The organism is Stenotrophomonas sp. YJH_SMC_53 (assembly GCF_059369995.1).
Genome location: NZ_JCAFTF010000001.1, coordinates 435,651 through 455,474, shown reverse-complemented (window position 1 = coordinate 455,474; position 19,824 = coordinate 435,651). Strand labels below are relative to the sequence as shown.

14 protein-coding genes and 1 riboswitch are annotated in these 19,824 nt (G+C 66.9%); of the genes, 11 read left to right on the top strand and 3 right to left on the bottom strand.

Going from position 1 to position 19,824, the window contains the following annotated elements; translation table 11 throughout:
- Window positions 1-53: 53 nt before the first annotated feature.
- Window positions 54-155: riboswitch (TPP riboswitch) on the bottom strand.
- A 224-nt stretch (window positions 156-379) separates the two neighbouring features.
- Window positions 380-1,957, top strand: a complete 1,578-nt coding sequence (locus AC5P7X_RS02045; protein WP_049413309.1) for a BCCT family transporter — start codon at window positions 380-382, stop codon at window positions 1,955-1,957.
- Between the two features lie 554 nt (window positions 1,958-2,511).
- Here AC5P7X_RS02045 and ggt read toward each other — a convergent pair.
- Window positions 2,512-4,230: a gamma-glutamyltransferase gene (ggt, locus tag AC5P7X_RS02040; RefSeq protein ID WP_065196510.1), complete on the bottom strand. Its 1,719-nt coding sequence runs from the start codon at window positions 4,228-4,230 to the stop codon at window positions 2,512-2,514.
- Window positions 4,231-4,916: 686 nt separating this feature from the next.
- Between ggt and ilvC the strand changes: the two genes are divergently transcribed.
- From ilvC to leuB, 9 genes are all read left to right on the top strand, one after another.
- A complete protein-coding gene (ilvC, locus tag AC5P7X_RS02035) occupies window positions 4,917-5,891 on the top strand; it encodes a ketol-acid reductoisomerase (RefSeq protein ID WP_053499062.1) in 975 nt (324 codons plus the stop codon).
- 39 nt (window positions 5,892-5,930) lie between these two features.
- Window positions 5,931-7,667 (top strand): acetolactate synthase 2 catalytic subunit, encoded by a 1,737-nt coding sequence (gene ilvG, locus AC5P7X_RS02030; RefSeq protein ID WP_005419106.1) that lies wholly within the window; start codon window positions 5,931-5,933, stop codon window positions 7,665-7,667.
- Window positions 7,651-7,902, top strand: a complete 252-nt coding sequence (locus AC5P7X_RS02025; protein ID WP_005419108.1) for an ACT domain-containing protein — start codon at window positions 7,651-7,653, stop codon at window positions 7,900-7,902. Before ilvG ends, AC5P7X_RS02025 begins: the two co-directional genes overlap by 17 nt.
- Window positions 7,903-7,998: 96 nt before the next feature.
- Window positions 7,999-9,090 carry a threonine dehydratase gene (locus AC5P7X_RS02020; RefSeq protein ID WP_495214362.1) on the top strand — a complete coding sequence of 364 codons (1,092 nt, stop codon included), beginning with the start codon at window positions 7,999-8,001 and terminating at the stop codon, window positions 9,088-9,090.
- Complete coding sequence (locus AC5P7X_RS02015; RefSeq protein ID WP_053499065.1) at window positions 9,087-10,673, top strand: 2-isopropylmalate synthase; 1,587 nt, start codon at window positions 9,087-9,089, stop codon at window positions 10,671-10,673. Before AC5P7X_RS02020 ends, AC5P7X_RS02015 begins: the two co-directional genes overlap by 4 nt.
- Window positions 10,674-10,683: 10 nt before the next feature.
- Entirely contained in the window at window positions 10,684-11,457 is a 774-nt protein-coding gene (locus AC5P7X_RS02010) for a class I SAM-dependent methyltransferase (protein ID WP_171957456.1), read from the top strand.
- Window positions 11,458-11,517: 60 nt separating this feature from the next.
- On the top strand, window positions 11,518-12,936 hold the full coding sequence (gene leuC / locus AC5P7X_RS02005; protein ID WP_069139238.1) for a 3-isopropylmalate dehydratase large subunit: 1,419 nt from the start codon (window positions 11,518-11,520) through the stop codon (window positions 12,934-12,936).
- Window positions 12,936-13,514, top strand: a complete 579-nt coding sequence (gene leuD, locus AC5P7X_RS02000) for a 3-isopropylmalate dehydratase small subunit (RefSeq protein WP_005419117.1) — start codon at window positions 12,936-12,938, stop codon at window positions 13,512-13,514. The genes leuC and leuD overlap by 1 nt, the downstream gene beginning before the upstream one ends.
- Window positions 13,504-14,565, top strand: coding sequence for a 3-isopropylmalate dehydrogenase (leuB, locus tag AC5P7X_RS01995; RefSeq protein WP_171957454.1), 1,062 nt, complete (start codon window positions 13,504-13,506; stop codon window positions 14,563-14,565). The genes leuD and leuB overlap by 11 nt, the downstream gene beginning before the upstream one ends.
- Before the next feature lie 170 nt (window positions 14,566-14,735).
- Here the strand turns inward: leuB and AC5P7X_RS01990 are convergent, their stop codons facing one another.
- Window positions 14,736-15,509, bottom strand: coding sequence for an SDR family oxidoreductase (locus AC5P7X_RS01990; protein ID WP_171957453.1), 774 nt, complete (start codon window positions 15,507-15,509; stop codon window positions 14,736-14,738).
- Window positions 15,510-15,626: 117 nt separating this feature from the next.
- Here AC5P7X_RS01990 and AC5P7X_RS01985 point away from each other — a divergent pair, with 117 nt between their 5' ends.
- The gene (locus tag AC5P7X_RS01985; RefSeq protein WP_053499076.1) at window positions 15,627-16,532 is read left to right on the top strand and encodes a LysR family transcriptional regulator; all 906 of its coding nucleotides are present in this window, start codon (window positions 15,627-15,629) and stop codon (window positions 16,530-16,532) included.
- Between the two features lie 128 nt (window positions 16,533-16,660).
- On the opposite strand, the gene AC5P7X_RS01980 is transcribed toward AC5P7X_RS01985, so the two are convergent.
- Window positions 16,661-19,822, bottom strand: coding sequence for an efflux RND transporter permease subunit (locus tag AC5P7X_RS01980; RefSeq protein WP_049416701.1), 3,162 nt, complete (start codon window positions 19,820-19,822; stop codon window positions 16,661-16,663).
- Between the last annotated feature and the right edge of the window lie 2 nt (window positions 19,823-19,824).

The following is a 19,824-nucleotide window of genomic DNA, read 5'->3' as shown; positions in this document are numbered from 1 at the left end:
AGCGGCGGCGCACTGCGACCGCGCCCGGACGGTCCTTGGGCGGAGTCCGGGCACGGCTGCATTGCAAAGCTTCCCTACGCCGGTATGAGCCGGATCAGGTTCCAAGGGACTGTCTCAACCGTGGCCACGTGGCCTCGGTACCCCCGCTTCTTGGCGTGCATTAGAGCATAGACCGCCCGCTTCCGGATCTGACCCCAATCGCTATTCGTTAACGGAACCATGACGTCGCGTTCAGTAACGTGCACGTCGGTCGCGCTCCCGCGACCGACGCGTCCTTCGCCGCCGACGCGGCCCCTGCCCGGTTCGCGCTGCATGCCGCCGGCCCTTCGCTGCAAGCTCTGCTCGCTCCCCTCAATCCCTTGATCGGAGAAGCTCCTTCATGGTGTTTCGCGTTTCCATCGCACTGGTTCTGCTGCTGGTGCTGCTTGCCGGTATTGCACCTGGCCCCTTCAATACCGTGGTGCAGAGCATCCTCGGCGAACTCATCCGCGGTATCGGCTGGCTGTACCTGCTGGTGGTGTTCCTGGCCCTGGTGTTCCTGATGTACCTGGCCTTCGGACGCTTCGGCAACCTGCGCATCGGTGGCGAAGACGCCGAGCCGGAGTTCTCGCGGGCCAGCTGGATGTCGATGCTGTTCGCCGCCGGCATGGGCATCGGCCTGGTGTTCTGGGGCGCCGCCGAGCCCATTTCGCACTTCAGCAAGCCACCGGAAGGGCTTGCTCCGCAGAGCCTGGATGCGGCACGCGCCTCGATGCGCTATGCATTCTTCCACTGGGGCCTGCACCCGTGGGCCATCTACGCGCTGATCGGGCTGGCAATGGCCTGGTTCCAGTTCAACCGCAACGGCCGTGGCCTGGTCAGCGACATGCTGCAGCCGATCATCGGCCGCCATCATCGCGGCTGGATCGGTCGCGTGGTCAACATCGCTGCAGTGGTCGCCACCGCGATCGGTGTCGCGACGACGCTGGGCTTCGGCACCATCCAGATCGCCGCCGGCATCGAGCGCGTGTTCGGCGTGCAGGCTACCGTCCCGGTGCAGATGACCATCATTGCCGTCGCCTTCGTGCTGTATATGGCGTCCACCGCCAGTGGCGTGGAGCGGGGTGTGAAGTGGCTGTCCAATTTCAACCTGGCGTTGGCTGCCCTGCTGGCAGCCATCCTGCTCGTGCTGGGGCCGACCGGCTTCATCTTCGATACGTTCACCACCACGCTGGGCTCCTACCTCAACCAGCTGGTGACAATGAGCCTGCGCATGTCACCGTTCTCCGGCAGCACCTGGGTGGCGGACTGGACAATCTTCTACTGGGCCTGGTGGATCTCGTGGGCACCGTTCGTGGGCTCATTCATCGCACGCATCTCGCGCGGCCGCAGCGTGCGCGAGTTCGTGATCGGCGTAGTGCTCGCGCCGACGCTGCTGGGCTTCTTCTGGTTCGCGGTGTTCGGCGGCACCGCGCTGTGGGCGCAGATCTTCGGCCATGCCGACCTGGTGCAGGCGCTGGGCAATGGCTACGAGACGGTGCTGTTCACGCTGTTCGACAGCATGCCGCTGCCGTTGCTGCTGTCGTGCATCGCACTGGTACTGCTGATGATCTTCTTCGTAACTTCGGCCGACTCGGCGGTACTGGTTCTGGCCAGCATGTCCACTGACGAAGCAGGCGATCCTCCGTTGAAGCGCAAGCTGGCCTGGGGCATCGCGGTGGCGTTGATCGCAGCGGCGTTGCTGCTGGCCGGTGGCCTGGATGCACTGCAGGGCATGATCACGATTGCGGCGTTGCCATTCGCGCTGCTGATGGTGCTGGTGATGGTGTCGCTGTACCGCGTGCTCGACCAGGAGTACACGCGTGAGCGACGGCAGGCGCAGCGCCAGCGGCACATGATCGATGCGTGGATCGCACGCGAGATGGCGGCGCAGGAAGAGACGCAGGCCGAGGCCGCACGCGCGCACGATCAGGATTGAGGGTGTTTTGCAGCCTGCGGCTGCACCGCTTTTTCAGGCAAGGGCCAAGGTCAAATTCAAAGGCGGTTCTGGGTTGCTGCGGGTTGGGTGGGGCGGTGTGGGTGGGCAGGACACGCCGTGAACCCATCCATGGGGGCTCGATGGCGCCATCCATGGCGCCAACGGTCCTGCCCACCCACACCGCCCCACCCCCGACAGTTTCCCGGTAACTGTTGGTTTTCCACGCTTTGCGTGGAAGATGTGTATCGGAAAACAAGAAGGGGTCAGATCCGTTTTCCTTCGGAAAACGGATCTGACCCCAACACACAGCGCGCGGCTGTTGCCTTTGCCTTTGCCTTTGCTCTTGCTCTTCTTTTTTCTTTTCCTGCGGTGACGGACACGGAAACTGTCCGTGGCCGGGCGGGTGGGTTGGCTGGGGGCGTGAGCCGCATGGATGCGGCGACCGAGCTTACATGGACGTACTTGCAGCGGCCCCCAGACGATCCACCCGCCCGGCTAAGCCCCGTATCGCTGCCATCACCGCAGAGGGGGCTCAGCCCGGTGGCCGGCAAACCTCAATACCCCGCCGCCTGCCCGTCCTTGCGGCTCTCCGAAGCCCCGTAGTACACCCCGGTCTCGGGATCGCGCATGATCGCCTGATAGCCACCATACGGGCCGTCGGCGAACACGATGCGATGCCCCTTGCGCATCAGCGCGCGCACGGTTTCATACGGGAAGCCGGTTTCCAGGTTCACTTCACCACCGTCGGTCATCGCCGTGGCCTGGCCGGTCGGCTCGGTGGAACCCTCATGCTGGATGCGCGGTGCGTCACCAGCTTCCTGCAGGTTCATGCCAAAGTCCACCAGGTTCATCACGATCTGCGCATGGCCCTGCGGTTGCATCGCGCCGCCCATCACGCCGAAGCTGGCATACGGCTTGCCCCCCTTGGTGATGAACGCCGGAATGATCGTCTGGAAGGGGCGCTTGCCCGGTGCGTATCCGTTGGGATGGTTCTTCTGCAGCACGAACATCTCGCCGCGGTCCTGCAGGATGAAGCCCAACCCCGGCGGCGCCATGCCGCTGCCCATGCCGCGGTAATTGGACTGGATCAACGAGACCATCATGCCGTCGGCGTCGGCCACCGTCATGTAGATCGTGTCGCCTTCCTCCAGCTGCTTCGGTGTGCCCGGCTGCACTTCCTTCAAGGCCTTGTCCATCGAGATCAGCGCGCGGCGCTGCGCGGCGTACTCCTTGGAGATCAGCTTCTGCACCGGCGCCGGCTGGAATGCCATGTCGGCGTAGAAGCGCGCACGGTCGGCGAAGGCCAGCTTCTTCGCCTCAACGAACAGGTGCACATGCTCGGGTGAGCCGAACGGGATCTTCGAGAAATCGTAGCCTTCCAGCACGTTGAGGATCTGAAGCGCAGCGATGCCCTGGCTGTTGGGTGGCAGCTCCCAGACATCGTAGCCACGGTAGTTGCTGCTGACCGGCTCGACCCATTCACCGTGGTGGTCGGCCATGTCCTGGTAGCTCAGGTAGCCACCGTTGGCCTTGAAGTAGTCACCGATGGTGCGCGCGATCTCGCCCTTGTAGAAGGCGTCGCGCCCGCCGTCGGCGATCTTCTGCAGGGTGCTGGCCAGGTTCGGGTTCTTCCACATCTCGCCCTTGCGCGGGGCGTGGCCGTTGATCGTGAACTGCTCCTTGAAGCCCGGGTACTGCGACAGCTTGGGCACCGAACGGTCCCAGTAGTAGGCGATCACCTCGGCCACCGGGTGGCCCTCGCGGGCGTAGCGGATGGCCGGCGCCAGGTTGTCGGCCATCGGCTTGCGACCGAAACGGTCGTGCAGGGCGAACCAGCCGTCGACCGCGCCAGGTACCGACACCGGCAGCGGGCCGGTGGCCGGGATGTCCTTCAGGCCACGACGCTGGAACTCGGCCAGGGTGAGCGACTTCGGCGAGCGGCCCGAGCCGTTGTAGCCGTAGAGCTTCTGCGTCTTTGGGTCCCAGACGATGGCGAACAGGTCGCCACCGATACCGTTGCCGGTCGGCTCCATCAATCCGAGCGCGGCATTGGCCGCGATCGCCGCGTCGACCGCCGAGCCACCGCCCTTCATCACGTCCAGCGCGATCTGGGTGGCCAGCGGCTGCGAGGTAGCCGCCATCGCATGCGGGGCGATCACCTCCGAACGGGTGGCGAAGGTGTGGCCGGTGATGCGGTCGGCGGCGATGGACAGTGCAGGCACGGCAGCCAGCACGGCGGCGGCGAGCAGGGAGCGGGCAAGGCGTCGGGACACGGTCGGGTTCCGGTGGAAGGTGGTTCCGCGATCTTCGCCGCTGCGGCCTTCATGCGGTATCGGGCAGAGGTCATGGGCGATGGCCTTTCGGTAGGTGCCGACCAGGGTCCGCCCCAGCATGGCGAACAGCGACCCGGAATCCGCGCAAAAAGCGTGTTGAAAGGAGTGAATTCGGGTTCACTGAAACACTTTCAGTGGCAACCATCCTTGCGGCGCAAGCGATTTCGCTGGACTCACTGGAAACCGATAAAAAAACTGTCGTGAGGGTTGACACCGCCAAAACGCCTGTGTTTCTCTCGATCGCATGTTGCATCACAACACGCCACCGCGAACCCACATCGAAGCCGCCGCCATCGGCGCCGCCTCGCTGCGTTCGATTCTTGTGCTCGTACTTATTACCCAACCCACAGGTGCGGGACGAGCCAGCGTGTAAGCAACAGACACACCGGAACTCTTCAAAAACCCGCACCCGCCCCGGTGCGGGTTTTTTCATTTCAGAACCTGGTTTCAGACGCAACCACCATGACCAACGCTCATCGCACAACCCGGACCTGCAGCACCACGCCTCGTGGTGGCTGTGCCTGTGCGATGCGCGGCGCCCCCTCCACCGCTTTCCCCTGACCGGCCGGCACGTCACCTCGACGACCGGCCGTTCTTTTTTCTTCCCACCGCAAGGAACCTCCCCCATGAGCACCAACGACCTGCCCCAGACCAAGATCGCCGTCATCGGCTACGGCAGCCAGGGCCGCGCCCACGCACTGAACCTGCGCGAATCCGGCTTCGACGTGGTGGTAGGCCTGCGTCCGGGCGGTCCGACCGAAGCCAAGGCCCAGGCCGATGGATTCACCGTGGTCGCGCCCGCCGATGCGGTGAAGGACGCCGATCTGGTCGCCGTGCTGACCCCCGACATGGTGCAGAAGAAGCTCTACAACGATGTGCTGGCGCCGAACATGAAGCAGGGGGCGTGCCTGCTGTTCGCCCACGGACTGAACGTGCACTACGGCATGATCGAGCCGCGCGCCGATCTGGACGTGGTGCTGGTCGCGCCGAAGGGCCCGGGTGCGCTGGTGCGCCGTGAGTACGAGATCGGCCGTGGCGTGCCGTGCATCTGGGCGGTCTACCAGGACGTCAGCGGCAAGGCCGCGCAGCATGCCCAGGCCTATGCGGCCGGCCTCGGCGGTGCCCGTGCCAACCTGATCCAGACCACCTTCAAGGAAGAGACCGAGACCGATCTGTTCGGCGAGCAGGCGGTGCTGTGTGGTGGTGCGTCGGCGCTGGTGCAGGCCGGTTTCGAGACCCTGGTGGAAGCCGGCTACCAGCCGGAGATCGCCTACTACGAAGTACTGCACGAGCTGAAGCTGATCGTCGACCTGTTCTACGAAGGCGGCATCTCGCGCATGCTGGAATTCATCTCCGAGACCGCGCAGTACGGCGACTACGTCAGCGGCCCGCGCGTGATCGACGCCGGCACCAAGGCACGCATGAAGGAAGTACTGAAGGACATCCAGGACGGCACCTTCACCAAGAACTGGGTGGCCGAGTACGAAGCGGGCCTGCCGAACTACAACAGGTTCAAGCAGGCCGACCTGGAGCACCCGATCGAAAAGGTGGGCAAGGAACTGCGCGCCAAGATGGTCTGGTTGCAAGGACAGGCCGCGTAACCGCGCGGCCCTCCCCCACCCGCTTTGCAAGGTTCCCCCATGAACTCTTCCACACACCGCAGCGCGCCGCCCAACGGCGCGCGCTGGCTGACCCAGGCGCTGGAGGCCGAAGGCGTCCGCACGCTGTTCGGCTATCCCGGTGGCACCATCATGCCGTTCTACGACGCGCTGGTGGACTCGTCGCTGAAGCACATCCTGGTGCGCCACGAGCAGGGTGCCGCCCTGGCCGCCAATGGTTTCGCCCGCGCCAGCAACCAGGTGGGCGTCTGCGTGGCCACCTCCGGGCCGGGCGCGTCGAACCTGGTCACCGGCATCGCCGATGCGATGCTGGACTCGGTACCGATGGTCTGCATCACCGGCCAGGTCGGCACGCCGCTGCTGGGCACCGACGCCTTCCAGGAACTGGATGTGTTCGGCCTGACGATGCCGATCGTCAAGCACAGCTGGCTGGTGCGCAGCGTCGATGACCTGCCGCGCGTGGTGGCCGATGCGTTCCGGATCGCCCGCGAAGGTCGCCCCGGCCCGGTGCTGATCGACCTGCCCAAGGACGTGCAGCTGGCCGACGCCAGCCATCTGCCGGCCCATGCGCCCAGCAGCGTCGAACCACCGCCGGCGCCGGCCGAGGCCGCCATTGCCGAAGCCATTGCCGCGCTGGCCGCGGCCGAGAAGCCGGTGGTCTACGCCGGCGGTGGCATCGCGCTGGGTGATGCGGTGCAGGACCTGCGCGATTTCGTCGAGGCCAGTGCCATCCCCACCGTGATGACGCTGCGCGGCCTGGGCGCACTGCCGGCCAGCCATCCGCAGTCGCTGGGCATGCTGGGCATGCACGGGACCCGCGCGGCCAACATGGCGGTGCAGGAAAGCGACCTGCTGCTGGTGCTGGGCGCACGCTTCGACGACCGTGCCACCGGCAAGCTGGCGGAGTTCGCACCGTTCGCCCGCGTCGTTCACATCGATGCGGACGCATATGAGATCTCCAAGCTGCGCAGCGCCGATGTCGCCGTGCCCGGCAACGTCGGTCACGCCATCCGCGCCCTGCGTGCGGCCTTCCCCTCCCCCAAGGCCCACCAGGACGCATGGCGCAAGCGCTGTGCACAGCATCGCGATCGTTTCGCTGCGCGCTACGACGCACCGGGCCAGCACATCTACGCCCCGGCGCTGCTGAAGCGCCTGAGCGAGCTGGCCCCGGCCGATGCGGTGATCGCCTGCGACGTTGGCCAGCACCAGATGTGGGTGGCGCAGCACTGCCGCTTCAACCACCCGCGCAACCACCTGACCAGTGGCGCGCTGGGCACCATGGGCTTCGGCCTGCCGGCAGCGATGGGCGCGCAGTTCGCCTGCCCCGATCGCACCGTGGTGCTGGTGTCCGGCGACGGCAGCTTCATGATGAACGTACAGGAGCTGGCGACCATCGCGCGCTGCCGCCTGCCGGTGAAGATCGTGCTGCTGGACAACAGTTCGCTGGGCATGGTGCGGCAGTGGCAGGAGCTGTTCTTCGCCGAGCGCTACAGCGAGATCGACCTGTCCGACAACCCGGACTTCGTGGCGCTGGCGCAGGTGTTCGGCATTTCCGCCACCCGCATCGACGCGCGGGATGACGTCGAGGGTGGCCTGGCCGCGCTGCTGGCCGAACCCGGCCCGGCACTGCTGCACGTGGCCATCGATGCACGCGCCAACGTATGGCCGCTGGTGCCACCGAACACCGCCAACAGCACGATGCTGGAAAGCAACCCCGCCCATGCCCGCCAGGAGATCCCCAATGCACTACCGGCTTGACCTGGTGCTGCACCCGGCCGAAGGCGCGCTGTTGCGCGTGATCGGCATGGCCGAGCGCCGTGGCTTCGCGCCGCGTGCGATCAGCGGTGCGCCGGTGGCCGCCGACGATGGCCGCTGGCACCTGCAACTGGTGGTGGATGGCCAGCGCCCGGCGGAAACGCTGTGCCGGCAGATCGAAAAGATCTACGACTGCGTGTCCGTGCAGGTCACCGCCGTGGAAGGAGCATCCGTATGAACACCCGTACCGTAGTGACCACGGTGCCGGTACGGAGGCGTCTTCTTCGCCGCCCGTGCCCGCATGCGGCGGTCGCCTGCACCCCGCTGGTGGCCCATGCCGGCCGCTGATGCCAGCCAGGAAAGCGATGTCGGCGACGTAAGCGTCGCCGACGTACTGGCGGCGCAGGCCCGGCTGCGCCGCTTCCTGCCGCCTACCCCGCTGCACCATGCCGAGCGCTTCGGCACCTGGCTGAAGCTGGAGAACCTGCAGCGCACCGGGTCCTACAAAGTGCGCGGCGCGTTGAACGCGCTGCTGGCCGGCCGCGAGCGCGGCGATACCCGGCCGGTGATCTGCGCCTCGGCCGGCAACCATGCCCAGGGCGTGGCGTGGGCGGCCTACCGCCTGGACGTTCCGGCCATCACCGTGATGCCAGATGGCGCGCCGGCCACCAAGATCGCCGGCGTCGCTCACTGGGGCGCCACCGTGCGCCAGCATGGCACCAGCTATGACGAGGCCTACGCCTTCGCGGTTGAACTGGCACAACGCCACGGCTACCGCTTCCTTTCCGCGTTCGACGACGCCGATGTGATTGCCGGCCAGGGTACGGTCGGCATCGAGCTGGCCGCGCACGCACCGGACGTGGTGATCGTGCCGATCGGCGGCGGTGGCCTGGCCTCCGGCGTTGCACTGGCGCTGAAATCACAGGGCGTGCGCGTGATCGGTGCCCAGGTGGAAGGCGTTGACTCAATGGCGCGCGCCATCCGCGGCGACGTACGCGAGATCGCCCCCGTCACCTCGCTGGCCGACGGCGTGCGGGTGAAGATCCCTGGATTCCTGACCCGACGCCTGTGCACCTCGCTGCTGGACGACGTGGTGATCGTGCGCGAAGCCGAGCTGCGCGAAACCCTGGTACGGCTGGCACTGGAAGAACACATCATCGCCGAGGGCGCCGGTGCGCTGGCGCTGGCCGCAGGCCGCCGCGTGGCCGGCCGCCGCAAGTGCGCGGTGGTGTCCGGCGGGAATATCGATGCGGGTGTCCTGGCCGGCCTGCTCACCGACATCCGGCCGCGCCCGCCGCGCAAACCACGGCGACGGCGTAGTGAAACCCCGCGCTCGCCCGGCAAGGCCAGCGCCCTCGCGTCCCCCACCTCTTCCCCTTCCCCCCTGCAAGCCGCCGCACCCGCTGTCGAGGAGATTTCCCTGTGACCACCATCGAACGAATTACCACCCCGCGCATCCGCATCTTCGACACCACCCTGCGTGACGGCGAGCAGTCCCCCGGCTGCAGCATGAGCCCGCCGCAGAAGCTGGTGATGGCGCGTGCGCTGGACGAACTGGGCGTGGACATCATCGAGACCGGCTTCCCGGCCAGCTCGCAGTCCGACCGCGAGGCGATGGCGCTGATCGGCCGCGAACTGCGCCGCCCGAGCCTGAGCCTGGCCGTGCTGTCGCGCTGCCTGCAGGCCGACATCGAGACCTCGGCACGCGCACTGGAAGCGGCCGCCAACCCGCGCCTGCACGTGTTCCTGTCGACCAGCCCGCTGCACCGCGAGCACAAGCTGCGGATGACCCGCGAGCAGGTACTGGAATCGGTACGCAAGCACGTCTCGCTGGCTCGATCGTACATCGACGATGTCGAGTTCTCCGCCGAGGATGCCACCCGTACCGAGCTGGACTACCTGATCGAAGTCTCGCGCGTGGCCATTGCCGCCGGCGCCACCACCATCAACCTGCCCGACACCGTCGGCTTCACCACGCCGGAAGAGATCCGCGCGATGTTCCAGCAGGTCATCGCCGGCGTCGCCGACGTGCCGAATGCCGCCAATGTGATCTTCAGCGCGCACTGCCACAACGACCTGGGCCTGGCGGTGGCCAACTCGCTGGCCGCCATCGAAGGCGGTGCACGCCAGGTCGAGTGCACCGTCAACGGCATCGGCGAGCGCGCCGGCAACTGTTCGCTGGAAGAGATCGCGATGGTGCTGAAGGTGCGCCAGGCCTTCTACGAACAGGACAGTTCGATCAACACCCCGCGCATCGTCGGCACCTCGCAGCTGCTGCAGCGCCTGGTCGGCATGCCGGTACAGCGCAACAAGGCCATCGTCGGTGCCAATGCCTTCGCCCACGAATCGGGTATCCACCAGCACGGCATGCTGCGCCATCGCGGCACCTACGAAATCATGCGCCCGGAAGACGTGGGCTGGGAAGATTCGCAGATGGTGCTGGGCCGCCACAGTGGCCGCGCCGCCGTCGAAGCACGCCTGCGTGCACTGGGCTTCTGGCTGGACGAAGACGAACTGAAGCTGGTGTTCGAGCAGTTCAAGGGCCTGTGCGAACAGCAGCGCGTGGTCACCGATGCCGACCTGCAAACCTTGATGCAGGGCGGCTCCAACGCGCAGGGCTATCGCCTGGCGTCGATGACCATCAGCGACGTCGGCAGCCGCGCCAATGCACTGGTCGAACTGTCCGACCCGGACGGCAACCGCGTGGCCGAGACCGCGCAGGGCGACGGCCCGGTCGATGCGCTGTTCGGCGCGCTGTCGGCTGCCACCGGCGTGCAGCTGATGCTGGACAGCTACCAGGTGCACAGCGTCGGCATCGGCGCCGATGCGCGCGGTGAAGCCAATCTGAGCGTGCGCCACGACGGCGTGGAGTACGACGGCACCGGCACCAGCAAGGACATCATCGAAGCCTCCGCGCTGGCCTGGCTGGATGTGGCCAACCGCCTGCTGCGCCAGCGCCAGGCCACCGCCCACAGCAGCACCGACGTTCCCACCCCTGCCACCGCCTGAGGAAACCGAGATGAGCGCCTTCGACACTCCTACCGCAGCCGCTGGCCAGCAGTGGAACGCCCAGGACTATGCGATCGATGCCGGCTTCGTACCGTTGCTCGGTGGCGCGGTCGCGCGCCTGCTCGATCCGCGCGCCGGTGAGCGCATCCTCGACCTGGGCTGTGGCGATGGCGTGCTCAGCACCGAGCTGGCCCTGAGCGGCGCGTGCATCCACGGCGTGGACGCGTCGCCGGAACTGGTGATCGCCGCCCGTGCACGTGGCGTCGACGCGCAGGTGATGGACGGCCACGCGCTGTCGTTCGACAGCGAGTTCGATGCGGTCTTCAGCAATGCCGCATTGCATTGGATGGGCAACCCGGACCGCGTGCTGGAAGGCGTGCGTCGCGCGCTGCGCCCCGCTGGCCGCTTCGTCGCCGAGTTCGGCGGCCATGGCAACGTGGCCACGATCGTCGCGGCGGTACAGGCCGCACGCGTGGCCCACGGCCATGGCGCCAGCACCTTCCAGTGGTACTTCCCGACCGCCGATGCCTATGCCGACCGCCTGCGCCAGCATGGCTTCCAGGTGCAACTGATCGAATGCACGCCGCGCCCGACCCCACTGCCGACCGGCGTGGCCGGCTGGCTGCGGGTATTCGCCGCGCCGCTGCTGGATGACCTGCCCGCTGAGGCCCGCGCCACCGTGCGCGAGGCTGCCACCGCGTTGCTGGCCGACCTGCCACGCAATGCCGCCGGCCAGGCGCTGGCCGACTACGTGCGCCTGCGTGTGCTCGCCCGCCGTCGCTGACTTGACCGTTCCGCTTTCTTTACTGATGTTCGCTATCTCGTACTTCTGCCAGGCATACGCATGACTTCCGCACCCCGCACCCTGTACGACAAACTGTGGGACGCCCACGTGGTGGTTCCCGAATCCGACAGCGCGCCCGCCGTGCTGTACATCGACCTGCACCTGATCCATGAGGTCACCTCGCCGCAGGCATTCACCGAACTGCGCGAGCGCGGCCTGGCGCCGCGCCGGCCGGACCGCACCAAGGCGACGATGGACCACTCCACGCCGACCTTGCCGGCTGCGGCCGACGGCACGCTGCCCTATGCCAGTGCCGCCTCCGAAGCACAGGTCGCCACCCTGGCGCGAAACTGCGCCGAGCACGGCATCGAACTGTTCGACATGGCCTCGGACAACCGCGGCATCGTCCATGTCATTGCGCCGGAACAGGGCTTCACCCAGCCGGGCATGACCATCGTCTGCGGCGACAGCCACACCTCCACCCACGGTGCATTCGGCTCGCTGGCCTTCGGCATCGGCACCAGCGAGGTCGGCCACGTGCTGGCCACGCAGTGCCTGCTGCAGCGCAAGGCCAAGACCTTCGCGATCACCGTTGACGGTGCGCTGGCACCCGGCGTCGGCGCCAAGGATGTGGTCCTGCACATCATCGGCGTGATCGGCGTCAACGGCGGCACCGGCCACGTGATCGAGTTCCGTGGCAGCACCATCGAAGCGATGGACATGGAACAGCGCATGACCCTGTGCAACATGTCGATCGAGGCCGGTGCACGCGCCGGCATGGTCGCGCCCGACCAGGTCACCTTCGACTTCGTCGCCGCTACGCCGCGCGGCCCCAAGGGCGCCGACTTCGACGCTGCCGTGGCGCGCTGGCAACAGCTGCGCAGCGATGACGGCGCGCGCTTCGACAGCGAAGTGCACATCGACGCCGCCGACATCCGCCCGACCCTGACCTGGGGTACGCATCCGGGTACCGCGATCGCCGTGGATGCGCCGATTCCCGCCGCCAACGATGCCGCCGCACAGAAGGGCCTGGACTACATGCACTTCCAGGCCGGCAAGGCGCTGGCGGGCACACCGGTGGACGTAGTGTTCGTTGGTTCGTGCACCAACGGCCGCCTGAGCGACATGCGCGAAGTCGCACAGGTGCTGCGCGGCCGTCGTGTTGCCGAGCGCGTACGCATGCTGGTGGTACCGGGCTCGGAGATCGTCAAGCGCGAGGCCGAGGCCGAGGGCATCCACGAGATCGTGCGCGCGGCCGGTGCCGAATGGCGCGAGCCGGGCTGCTCGATGTGCATCGCGATGAACGGCGATCTGGTCGCCCCCGGCCAGCTGGCCGTGAGTACCAGCAACCGCAACTTCGAGGGCCGCCAGGGCCCCGGTTCGCGCACGCTGCTGGCCTCGCCGATGAGCGCGGCGTGGGCCGCGGTGAACGGGCACGTTGCCGATACCCGCGAACTGTTCGCACAGGAGGTGGCGTGATGGCCGGCTTCCGTACCCTGACCTCGGCCAGCGTGGTGCTGCGCCAGACCAACATCGACACCGACCAGATCATCCCGGCGCGGTTCCTGTCCACCACCGAGCGTGCCGGGCTGGGTCGCAACGCGTTCAACGACTGGCGCTGGCAAGCTGATGGTTCGCCGGTGGCCGACTTCGCCTTCAACCAGCCGCACAACGCCGGCCGCAGCATCCTGCTGGCGGGCCGCAACTTCGGCTGCGGCTCGTCGCGCGAACACGCACCATGGGCGCTGACCGACCTGGGCCTGCGTGCCATCGTCAGCAGCGAGATCGCTGATATCTTCCGCGGCAACGCGCTGAAGAACGGCCTGCTGCCGATCGTGCTGGACGAGGCCGACGTACAGGCGCTGATGCAGCGCCCGGACGATGCGCTGACCATCGACGTGGCTGCGCGCGAACTGCGCACCCCCGATGGCCAGGTCTATTCCTTCCCGCTGGATGGCTTCTCGCAGACCTGCCTGCTGGAAGGCGTCGACCAGTTGGGGTATCTGTTGGGCCGTGTCCCTGAAATCGAACGTTACGAGAGTGAGCATGCACGCTGAAATTGTTGTCCTGCCCGGTGATGGCATCGGCCCGGAAGTGGCCGCCGCGGCAGTTGCCGTCCTGAAGGCGGTCGCCGGACGCTTCAACCACACCTTCACCTTCAGCGAGCACGACATCGGTGGCATCGCCATCGACCGCCACGGTGAACCGCTACCGGCGTCGACGCTGGCCGCCTGCCAGGCCGCCAATGCGGTGCTGCTGGGCGCGGTCGGCGGCCCGAAGTGGTCCGACCCGAACGCCAAGGTGCGCCCGGAACAGGGCCTGCTGGCGATCCGCAAGGCGCTGGGCCTGTATGCCAACCTGCGCCCGGTGCGTACCCACGAGGCCGCGCTGCACGCCTCGCCGATCAAGGCAGAGCTGCTGCAGGGCGTGGACTTCGTGGTGGTGCGTGAACTGACCGGCGGCATCTACTTCGGCGACAAGACCCGCGACGCCGACAGCGCCAGCGACCTGTGCCGCTACACCGTGGCCGAGATCGAGCGCGTGCTGCGCAGCGCCTTCCGCCTGGCCCAGCAGCGTCGCGGCAAGGTCACTTCGGTGGACAAGGCCAATGTGCTGGAAACCTCGCGCCTGTGGCGCGACGTGGCCGCACGCATCGGCCGCGAGGAGTTCCCGGACGTGGCGCTGGAGCACCAGCTGGTCGACTCGATGGCCATGCACCTGCTGGCCAAGCCCCGCGAGTACGACGTGATCGTCACCGAGAACATGTTCGGCGACATCCTCACCGATGAGGCCTCGATGCTGGCCGGTTCGCTGGGCCTGCTGCCGTCGGCCTCGCTGGGCGAGCCCGGTGCGGTGGGCATTTACGAGCCCATCCACGGTTCGGCCCCGGACATCGCCGGCAAGGGCATCGCCAATCCGTACGCGACAATCTTCAGCGCCGCGATGCTGCTGCGCCATTCGCTGGGGCTGGAAGCCGAAGCGGCCGCGGTGGAAGCCGCCGTGCATGCGGTGCTGGATGACGGCGTGTTCACCGCCGACCTTGCGGCCAAGGGCCACGCAGTGAGCACCGCCGCCGCCACCGATGCGGTGCTGGCGAAGCTGGGCTGATCCATCGGGCAACACCTGTAGAGTCGAGCATGGCACGGCTCTACAGGTGGCCCGTGGCCACTGCCCGACTTCGTGCCAACCAAGGTTGGCACCTACCACAGCGGTAGATCCACGCCATGCGTGGATGATTCGGTTCCCGTGCAGTAGGGCCACGCCATGCATGGCTTTGCTTACTTGGTGGTGTACCCGCCATTGACCAGAATCGTCTGCCCGGTCATCCACCAGCCATCGGTCACCAGGAAGCGGATCCACGGCACGATATCGGCGATGTCGGTCAGCCCGGTGCGGGTGAACGCCGACAACGCCGCCGCAGTCTTGTGATACGCCTGCGCATCGGCGCTCTCGGCCGGATAGAAGAACGGCGTGTCCATCGGACCGGGACCGATCGCGGTCACCGAGATGCCGCGCTCGCCGAACTCCTTCGACGCCGCACGGGTGAAATGCTCGACCGGCGCCTTGGTGCCGGCATAGCTGGAATAGAACGGCGTGAACGCACCCAGCAGCGAGGTGACCAGGGTGCAGATGCGGCCACCGTCATTGACGTGGCGACCTGCCTCCTTCAGGAAGAAGAACGCGGCCTTGGCATTGACCGCGCTCATCTCGTCGTACTCCGCCTCGCTGATGTCCAGCAGCGGCTTCTTGAGTACCTTTCCCACCGTATTGACGGCGATGTCAGGACGGCCGACTGCGGCCACGGCATCGACGAACAAGCGCTCCATCGCTGCCGCCGACGTCAGGTCGCCCTGCAGGGCCACCGCCTTGCTGCCGGCGGCCTGCACCGCGGCTACAGTCGCTTCTGCATCGGCCTGGGTAGCGGCACTGTTGTAATGGATGACGATGGCTTTGGCGCCCTGTGCGGCGAAGTCGCGGGCGATCAGGCCGCCCAGGTTCTTGGCGCCACCGGCGATCAGCACGGTCTTGCCCTTGAGGGAATGCTCGGTCATGGCGTCGGTCTCGGGAGGGGGCTGCCCGGGGTGGCAACCCTGCCCTGACGACGATATCGTGCAGAAAAAGCGGATAAAGCCCGCCACATTGACTTAACTTTCCAGAGTCAGCGAACAATGGACCGGATCGATCGCTTCCGCATCTTCACCCGGGTCGTGGAGTGCGCGAGCTTCACCCGCGCCGCCGACCAGCTCGGCCTGCCCCGCTCCACTGTCTCGGCAGCCATTGCGGAGCTGGAGCAGCGGCTCGGCACCCGCCTGCTGCAGCGCTCGACCCGGCGGGTGTCCACCACCCACGACGGCGACGTGTTCCATGCCCGCTGCCTGCGCCTGATCGCCGAGGTCGAGGACGCCGAATCGCTGTTCCTCCAGGTCGACGCCCAGCCGTCGGGGCTGCTGAAGATCGACGTACCCAGCCGCATCGGCCGCCGCATCATCGCACCGGCGCTGCCCGACTTCTTCGCCCGCTACCCGCAGGTGGAAGTGGACCTGGGCATGAGCGACCGCGCGGTGAACCTGATCGAGGACGGTTGCGATGCAGTGTTGCGGGTCGGCCAGCTGGGCGACTCCAGCCTGGTGGCGCGCACGCTGGGCCAACTGGATTTTGCCAACGTTGCGGCGCCGGCTTACCTGCGCGAACACGGCGTGCCGCAGCATCCTGCCGACCTGCCGCAGCATCGCGCGGTGAACTACGCGTCGCCGACCACGGCACGGGTGGAACCTTGGGAGTGGCAGGACGGCGGCCAACTGCGCACGCTGCCGATGCCTGGCTGGGTGCGTGTGAACAGCGCCGAGGCATCGATTGCGTGCTGTGTGGCGGGGTTGGGTCTTTTGCAGATTCCGCGCTACGACGTACAGGCCGAGCTGCAATCCGGCGCGCTGGTGGAAGTGATGCCACAGCACGTCGCACAGCCATTGCCGGTCACCCTGCTGCAGCCGCATCGGCAGCACCGTGCGCTGCGCGTGCAGGTGTTCATCGAATGGCTGCTGCCGGTGCTGCGGAGCGGCCTGCAGCTGCAGTAGATCCACGCCATGCGTGAATGCATGCATCCGTGCCAACCAAGGTTGGCACCTACCAGGGCAAAGACCAACCGGCATGGGTGGGGTCAGAGCCCTTTCCCGGAGGAAAAGGGATCCGACCCCGGTCGGCATCACGCCCCGGATTCATCGGGCTTCACCCGGAACCACGCCGCGTACAACGCCGGCAGGAACACCAGGGTCAGCACCGTACCGACGATCAGGCCGCCCATGATCGAGATCGCCATCGAGCCGTAGAACGCGCTGCGCGACAGCGGAATCATCGCCAGCACGGCTGCCAGTGCGGTCAGCACGATCGGGCGGAAGCGGCGCACCGTGGCGTCGATGATCGAATGCCAACGGTCATGCCCGGCATCGATGTCCTGCTGGATCTGGTCGATCAGGATCACCGAGTTGCGCATGATCATGCCGGCCAGCGCGATCGTGCCCAGCAGCGCCACGAAGCCGAACGGCGCCCGGAACAGCAGCAGGAACAGGGTCGCGCCGATGATGCCCAGCGGCGCGGTCACCAGCACCATCGCTGCACGCGAGAAGCTGCGCAGCTGCAGCATCAGCAGCGTGGCCACCACCACCAGGAACAGCGGCATGCCAGCCTTGATCGAGTTCTGGCCACGCGCCGAATCCTCCACGGTACCGCCGGTTTCCAGCAGGTAACCACTGGGCAGCTCGGCACGGATGCCGTCCAGTGTGGGCAGGATCTGATGCACCACGTCCAGCGCCTGCATGCCATCACTGATGTCGGCGCGCACGGTCACCGTCGGCAATCGGTTGCGGTGCCAGATGATGCCGTCCTCGAAGCCGTACTCCATCGTCGCCACCTGCGACAGCGTGATGCTGCCACCGTTGGCGGTGGGCATCGACAGGCTGGACAGCAGCTCCAGTTGATTGCGCTCATCGGCCGGCCCGCGCAGCAGCATCTCGATCTGGCGATTGCCCTCGCGGTACACGCTTACCGATTGCCCGGCCAACGAACTGGACAGGAACTGGCTGACCTGGGCGCTGCTCACGCCCAGCGCGCGGGCGCGCTCCTGGTCGACCACCAGGCGCACCACCTTGCTCGGCTCGCTCCAGTCCAGGTTGACGTTCATCACGTGCGGGTTCTCCCGCACCTTGGCCTCGACCTGGCGCGCGATCGCCTGCACCTTCTCGATGTGCTCGCCGGAGATGCGCATCTGCACCGGATAGCCGACCGGCGGGCCGTTCTCCAGGCGGGTCACGCGCATCTGCACGTCCGGGAACTTCGGGATCACCTCGTGCAGCAGCCAGTCGCGGGTGCTTTCGCGTGAAGTGATGTCCTTGGCCAGCACCACGAACTGGGCGAAGTTGGTCGCCGGCAGCTGCTGGTCCAGCGGCAGGTAGAAGCGCGGCGAACCGGTGCCCACATAGGACACGTAGTTGGCAATGCCCTCGCGGCTGGACAGCAGCTTCTCAAGCTTCTCGGCCTGGGCCTGGGTCGAGCGCAGCGAGGCGCCCTCGGCCAGCTCGATGTCCACCATCAGTTCCGGCCGGGTCGAATCCGGGAAGAACTGCTGCGGCACGAAGCGGAACATCATCAGCGAGAACACGAACAGGCCGATGGTCGCCGCGATCACCCACCAGCGATGCCGCAGGCAGGTATCGAGGAAGCGACGGAAACTACGATAGAACGGGCGCTGGTACGGATCGTGATCGTGCCCGTGCTGCGGCGGCGCGATCAGATTGGCCAGCGCCGGATAGCGGTCGGCCCACTGCTGGCGCTTGGCGTGCCAGCGCGCTGACAGGCTGCCCGGCTTCGGCGGCTGCGGATTGAACAGGTCCGGCAGCATCTTGTCGCCCAGGTAAGGGATGAACAGCACCGCTGCGATCCACGACACCACCAGCGCGATGGTCACCACCTGGAACAGCGAGCGGGTGTATTCACCGGTACTCGATGCCGCAGTGGCAATGGGCAGGAAGCCGGCCGCGGTGATCAGGGTGCCGGTCAGCATCGGGAACGCGGTCGACTCCCAGGCGAAACTGGCGGCGCGCAGGCGGTCGTAGCCCTGCTCCATCTTGGTGGCCATCATCTCCACCGCGATGATCGCATCGTCCACCAGCAGTCCCAGCGCCAGCACCAATGCACCCAGCGAGATCTTGTGCAGGCCGATGTCGAAGTAGTGCATGACAAAGAAGGTCATCGCCAGCACCAGCGGGATGGTCACGCCCACCACCAGGCCGGTGCGCAGGCCCAGCGAGAAGAAGCTGACCAGCAGCACGATCACCACCGCCTCGGTCAGCACCTGCACGAACTCGCCGACCGACTCTTCCACCGATTGCGGCTGGTCGGACACCTTGCGCAGCTGCATGCCGGCCGGCAGGGTCTTCTGCAGGCGTTCGAACTCGGCATCGAGGTTGGCGCCGAGCTTGAGGATGTCACCGCCATCCTTCATCGCCACCGCCAGGCCGATCGCCTCTTCGCCCATGAAGCGCATCTTCGGCGACGCCGGATCGGCGAAGCCGCGCTTGACCTCGGCGATGTCGCCCAGGTGCACGGTGCGGTCGCCGGCGCGGATCGGGAACTGGCGGATCGCTTCGATGTCGTTGAACTGGCCGGTCACCCGCAGCTGCACGCGATCGGTGGCGGTCTCGAAGAAGCTGGTGCCGGTCACTGCGTTCTGGTCGGCCAGCGCCTGCTGCACCTGCTGCATCGACACGCCCAGCGTGGCCAGCCGGGTGTTGGACAGTTCGATCCACACCTTCTCGTCCTGCAGGCCGACCAGGTCGATCTTGCCGACGTCGGGCACCCGCTGCAGTTCCAGCTGGATGCGGTCGGCGTAGTCGCGCATCACCGCGTAGTCGAAGCCCTTGCCGGTCAACGCGTAGATGTTGCCGTAGGTGTCGCCGAACTCATCGTTGAAGAACGGACCGACGATCTCGCGCGGCAGCGTCGGGCGGATGTCGCCCACGCGCTTGCGCACCTGGTACCACAGGTCCGGGATCTGCCTGGAACGCAGGCTGTCGCGCGCCATGAAGATGATCTGCGATTCGCCCGGGCGCGAGTACGAGCGGATGAACTCGTACTCGCCGGTATTCATCAGCGCCTTCTCAAGCGGCTCGGTCACCTGCCGCGAGACCTGCTCGGCGGTCGCCCCCGGCCACAATGTGCGCACCACCATCGCCTTGAAGGTGAACGGCGGGTCCTCGGACTGGCCCAGATGCTTGTACGACCATGCGCCGATCAGCGCGAAAGCCAGCATCGCAAACAGCACCAGCGGGCGGTTGGACAACGCCCACTCGGAAAGATTGAAGCGGCGCACCG

What these genes read in the sequence shown, in the direction of transcription:
- AC5P7X_RS02045 (WP_049413309.1), top strand. Translation starts at nt 380, where the DNA reads ATGGTGTTTCGCGTTTCCATCGCACTGGTTCTGCTGCTGGTGCTGCTT.
- ilvC (WP_053499062.1), top strand. Translation starts at nt 4,917, where the DNA reads ATGAGCACCAACGACCTGCCCCAGACCAAGATCGCCGTCATCGGCTAC.
- ilvG (WP_005419106.1), top strand. Translation starts at nt 5,931, where the DNA reads ATGAACTCTTCCACACACCGCAGCGCGCCGCCCAACGGCGCGCGCTGG.
- AC5P7X_RS02025 (WP_005419108.1), top strand. Translation starts at nt 7,651, where the DNA reads ATGCACTACCGGCTTGACCTGGTGCTGCACCCGGCCGAAGGCGCGCTG.
- AC5P7X_RS02020 (WP_495214362.1), top strand. Translation starts at nt 7,999, where the DNA reads ATGCCGGCCGCTGATGCCAGCCAGGAAAGCGATGTCGGCGACGTAAGC.
- AC5P7X_RS02010 (WP_171957456.1), top strand. Translation starts at nt 10,684, where the DNA reads ATGAGCGCCTTCGACACTCCTACCGCAGCCGCTGGCCAGCAGTGGAAC.
- leuC (WP_069139238.1), top strand. Translation starts at nt 11,518, where the DNA reads ATGACTTCCGCACCCCGCACCCTGTACGACAAACTGTGGGACGCCCAC.
- leuD (WP_005419117.1), top strand. Translation starts at nt 12,936, where the DNA reads ATGGCCGGCTTCCGTACCCTGACCTCGGCCAGCGTGGTGCTGCGCCAG.
- leuB (WP_171957454.1), top strand. Translation starts at nt 13,504, where the DNA reads ATGCACGCTGAAATTGTTGTCCTGCCCGGTGATGGCATCGGCCCGGAA.
- AC5P7X_RS01990 (WP_171957453.1), bottom strand. Translation starts at nt 15,509, where the DNA reads ATGACCGAGCATTCCCTCAAGGGCAAGACCGTGCTGATCGCCGGTGGC.
- AC5P7X_RS01985 (WP_053499076.1), top strand. Translation starts at nt 15,627, where the DNA reads ATGGACCGGATCGATCGCTTCCGCATCTTCACCCGGGTCGTGGAGTGC.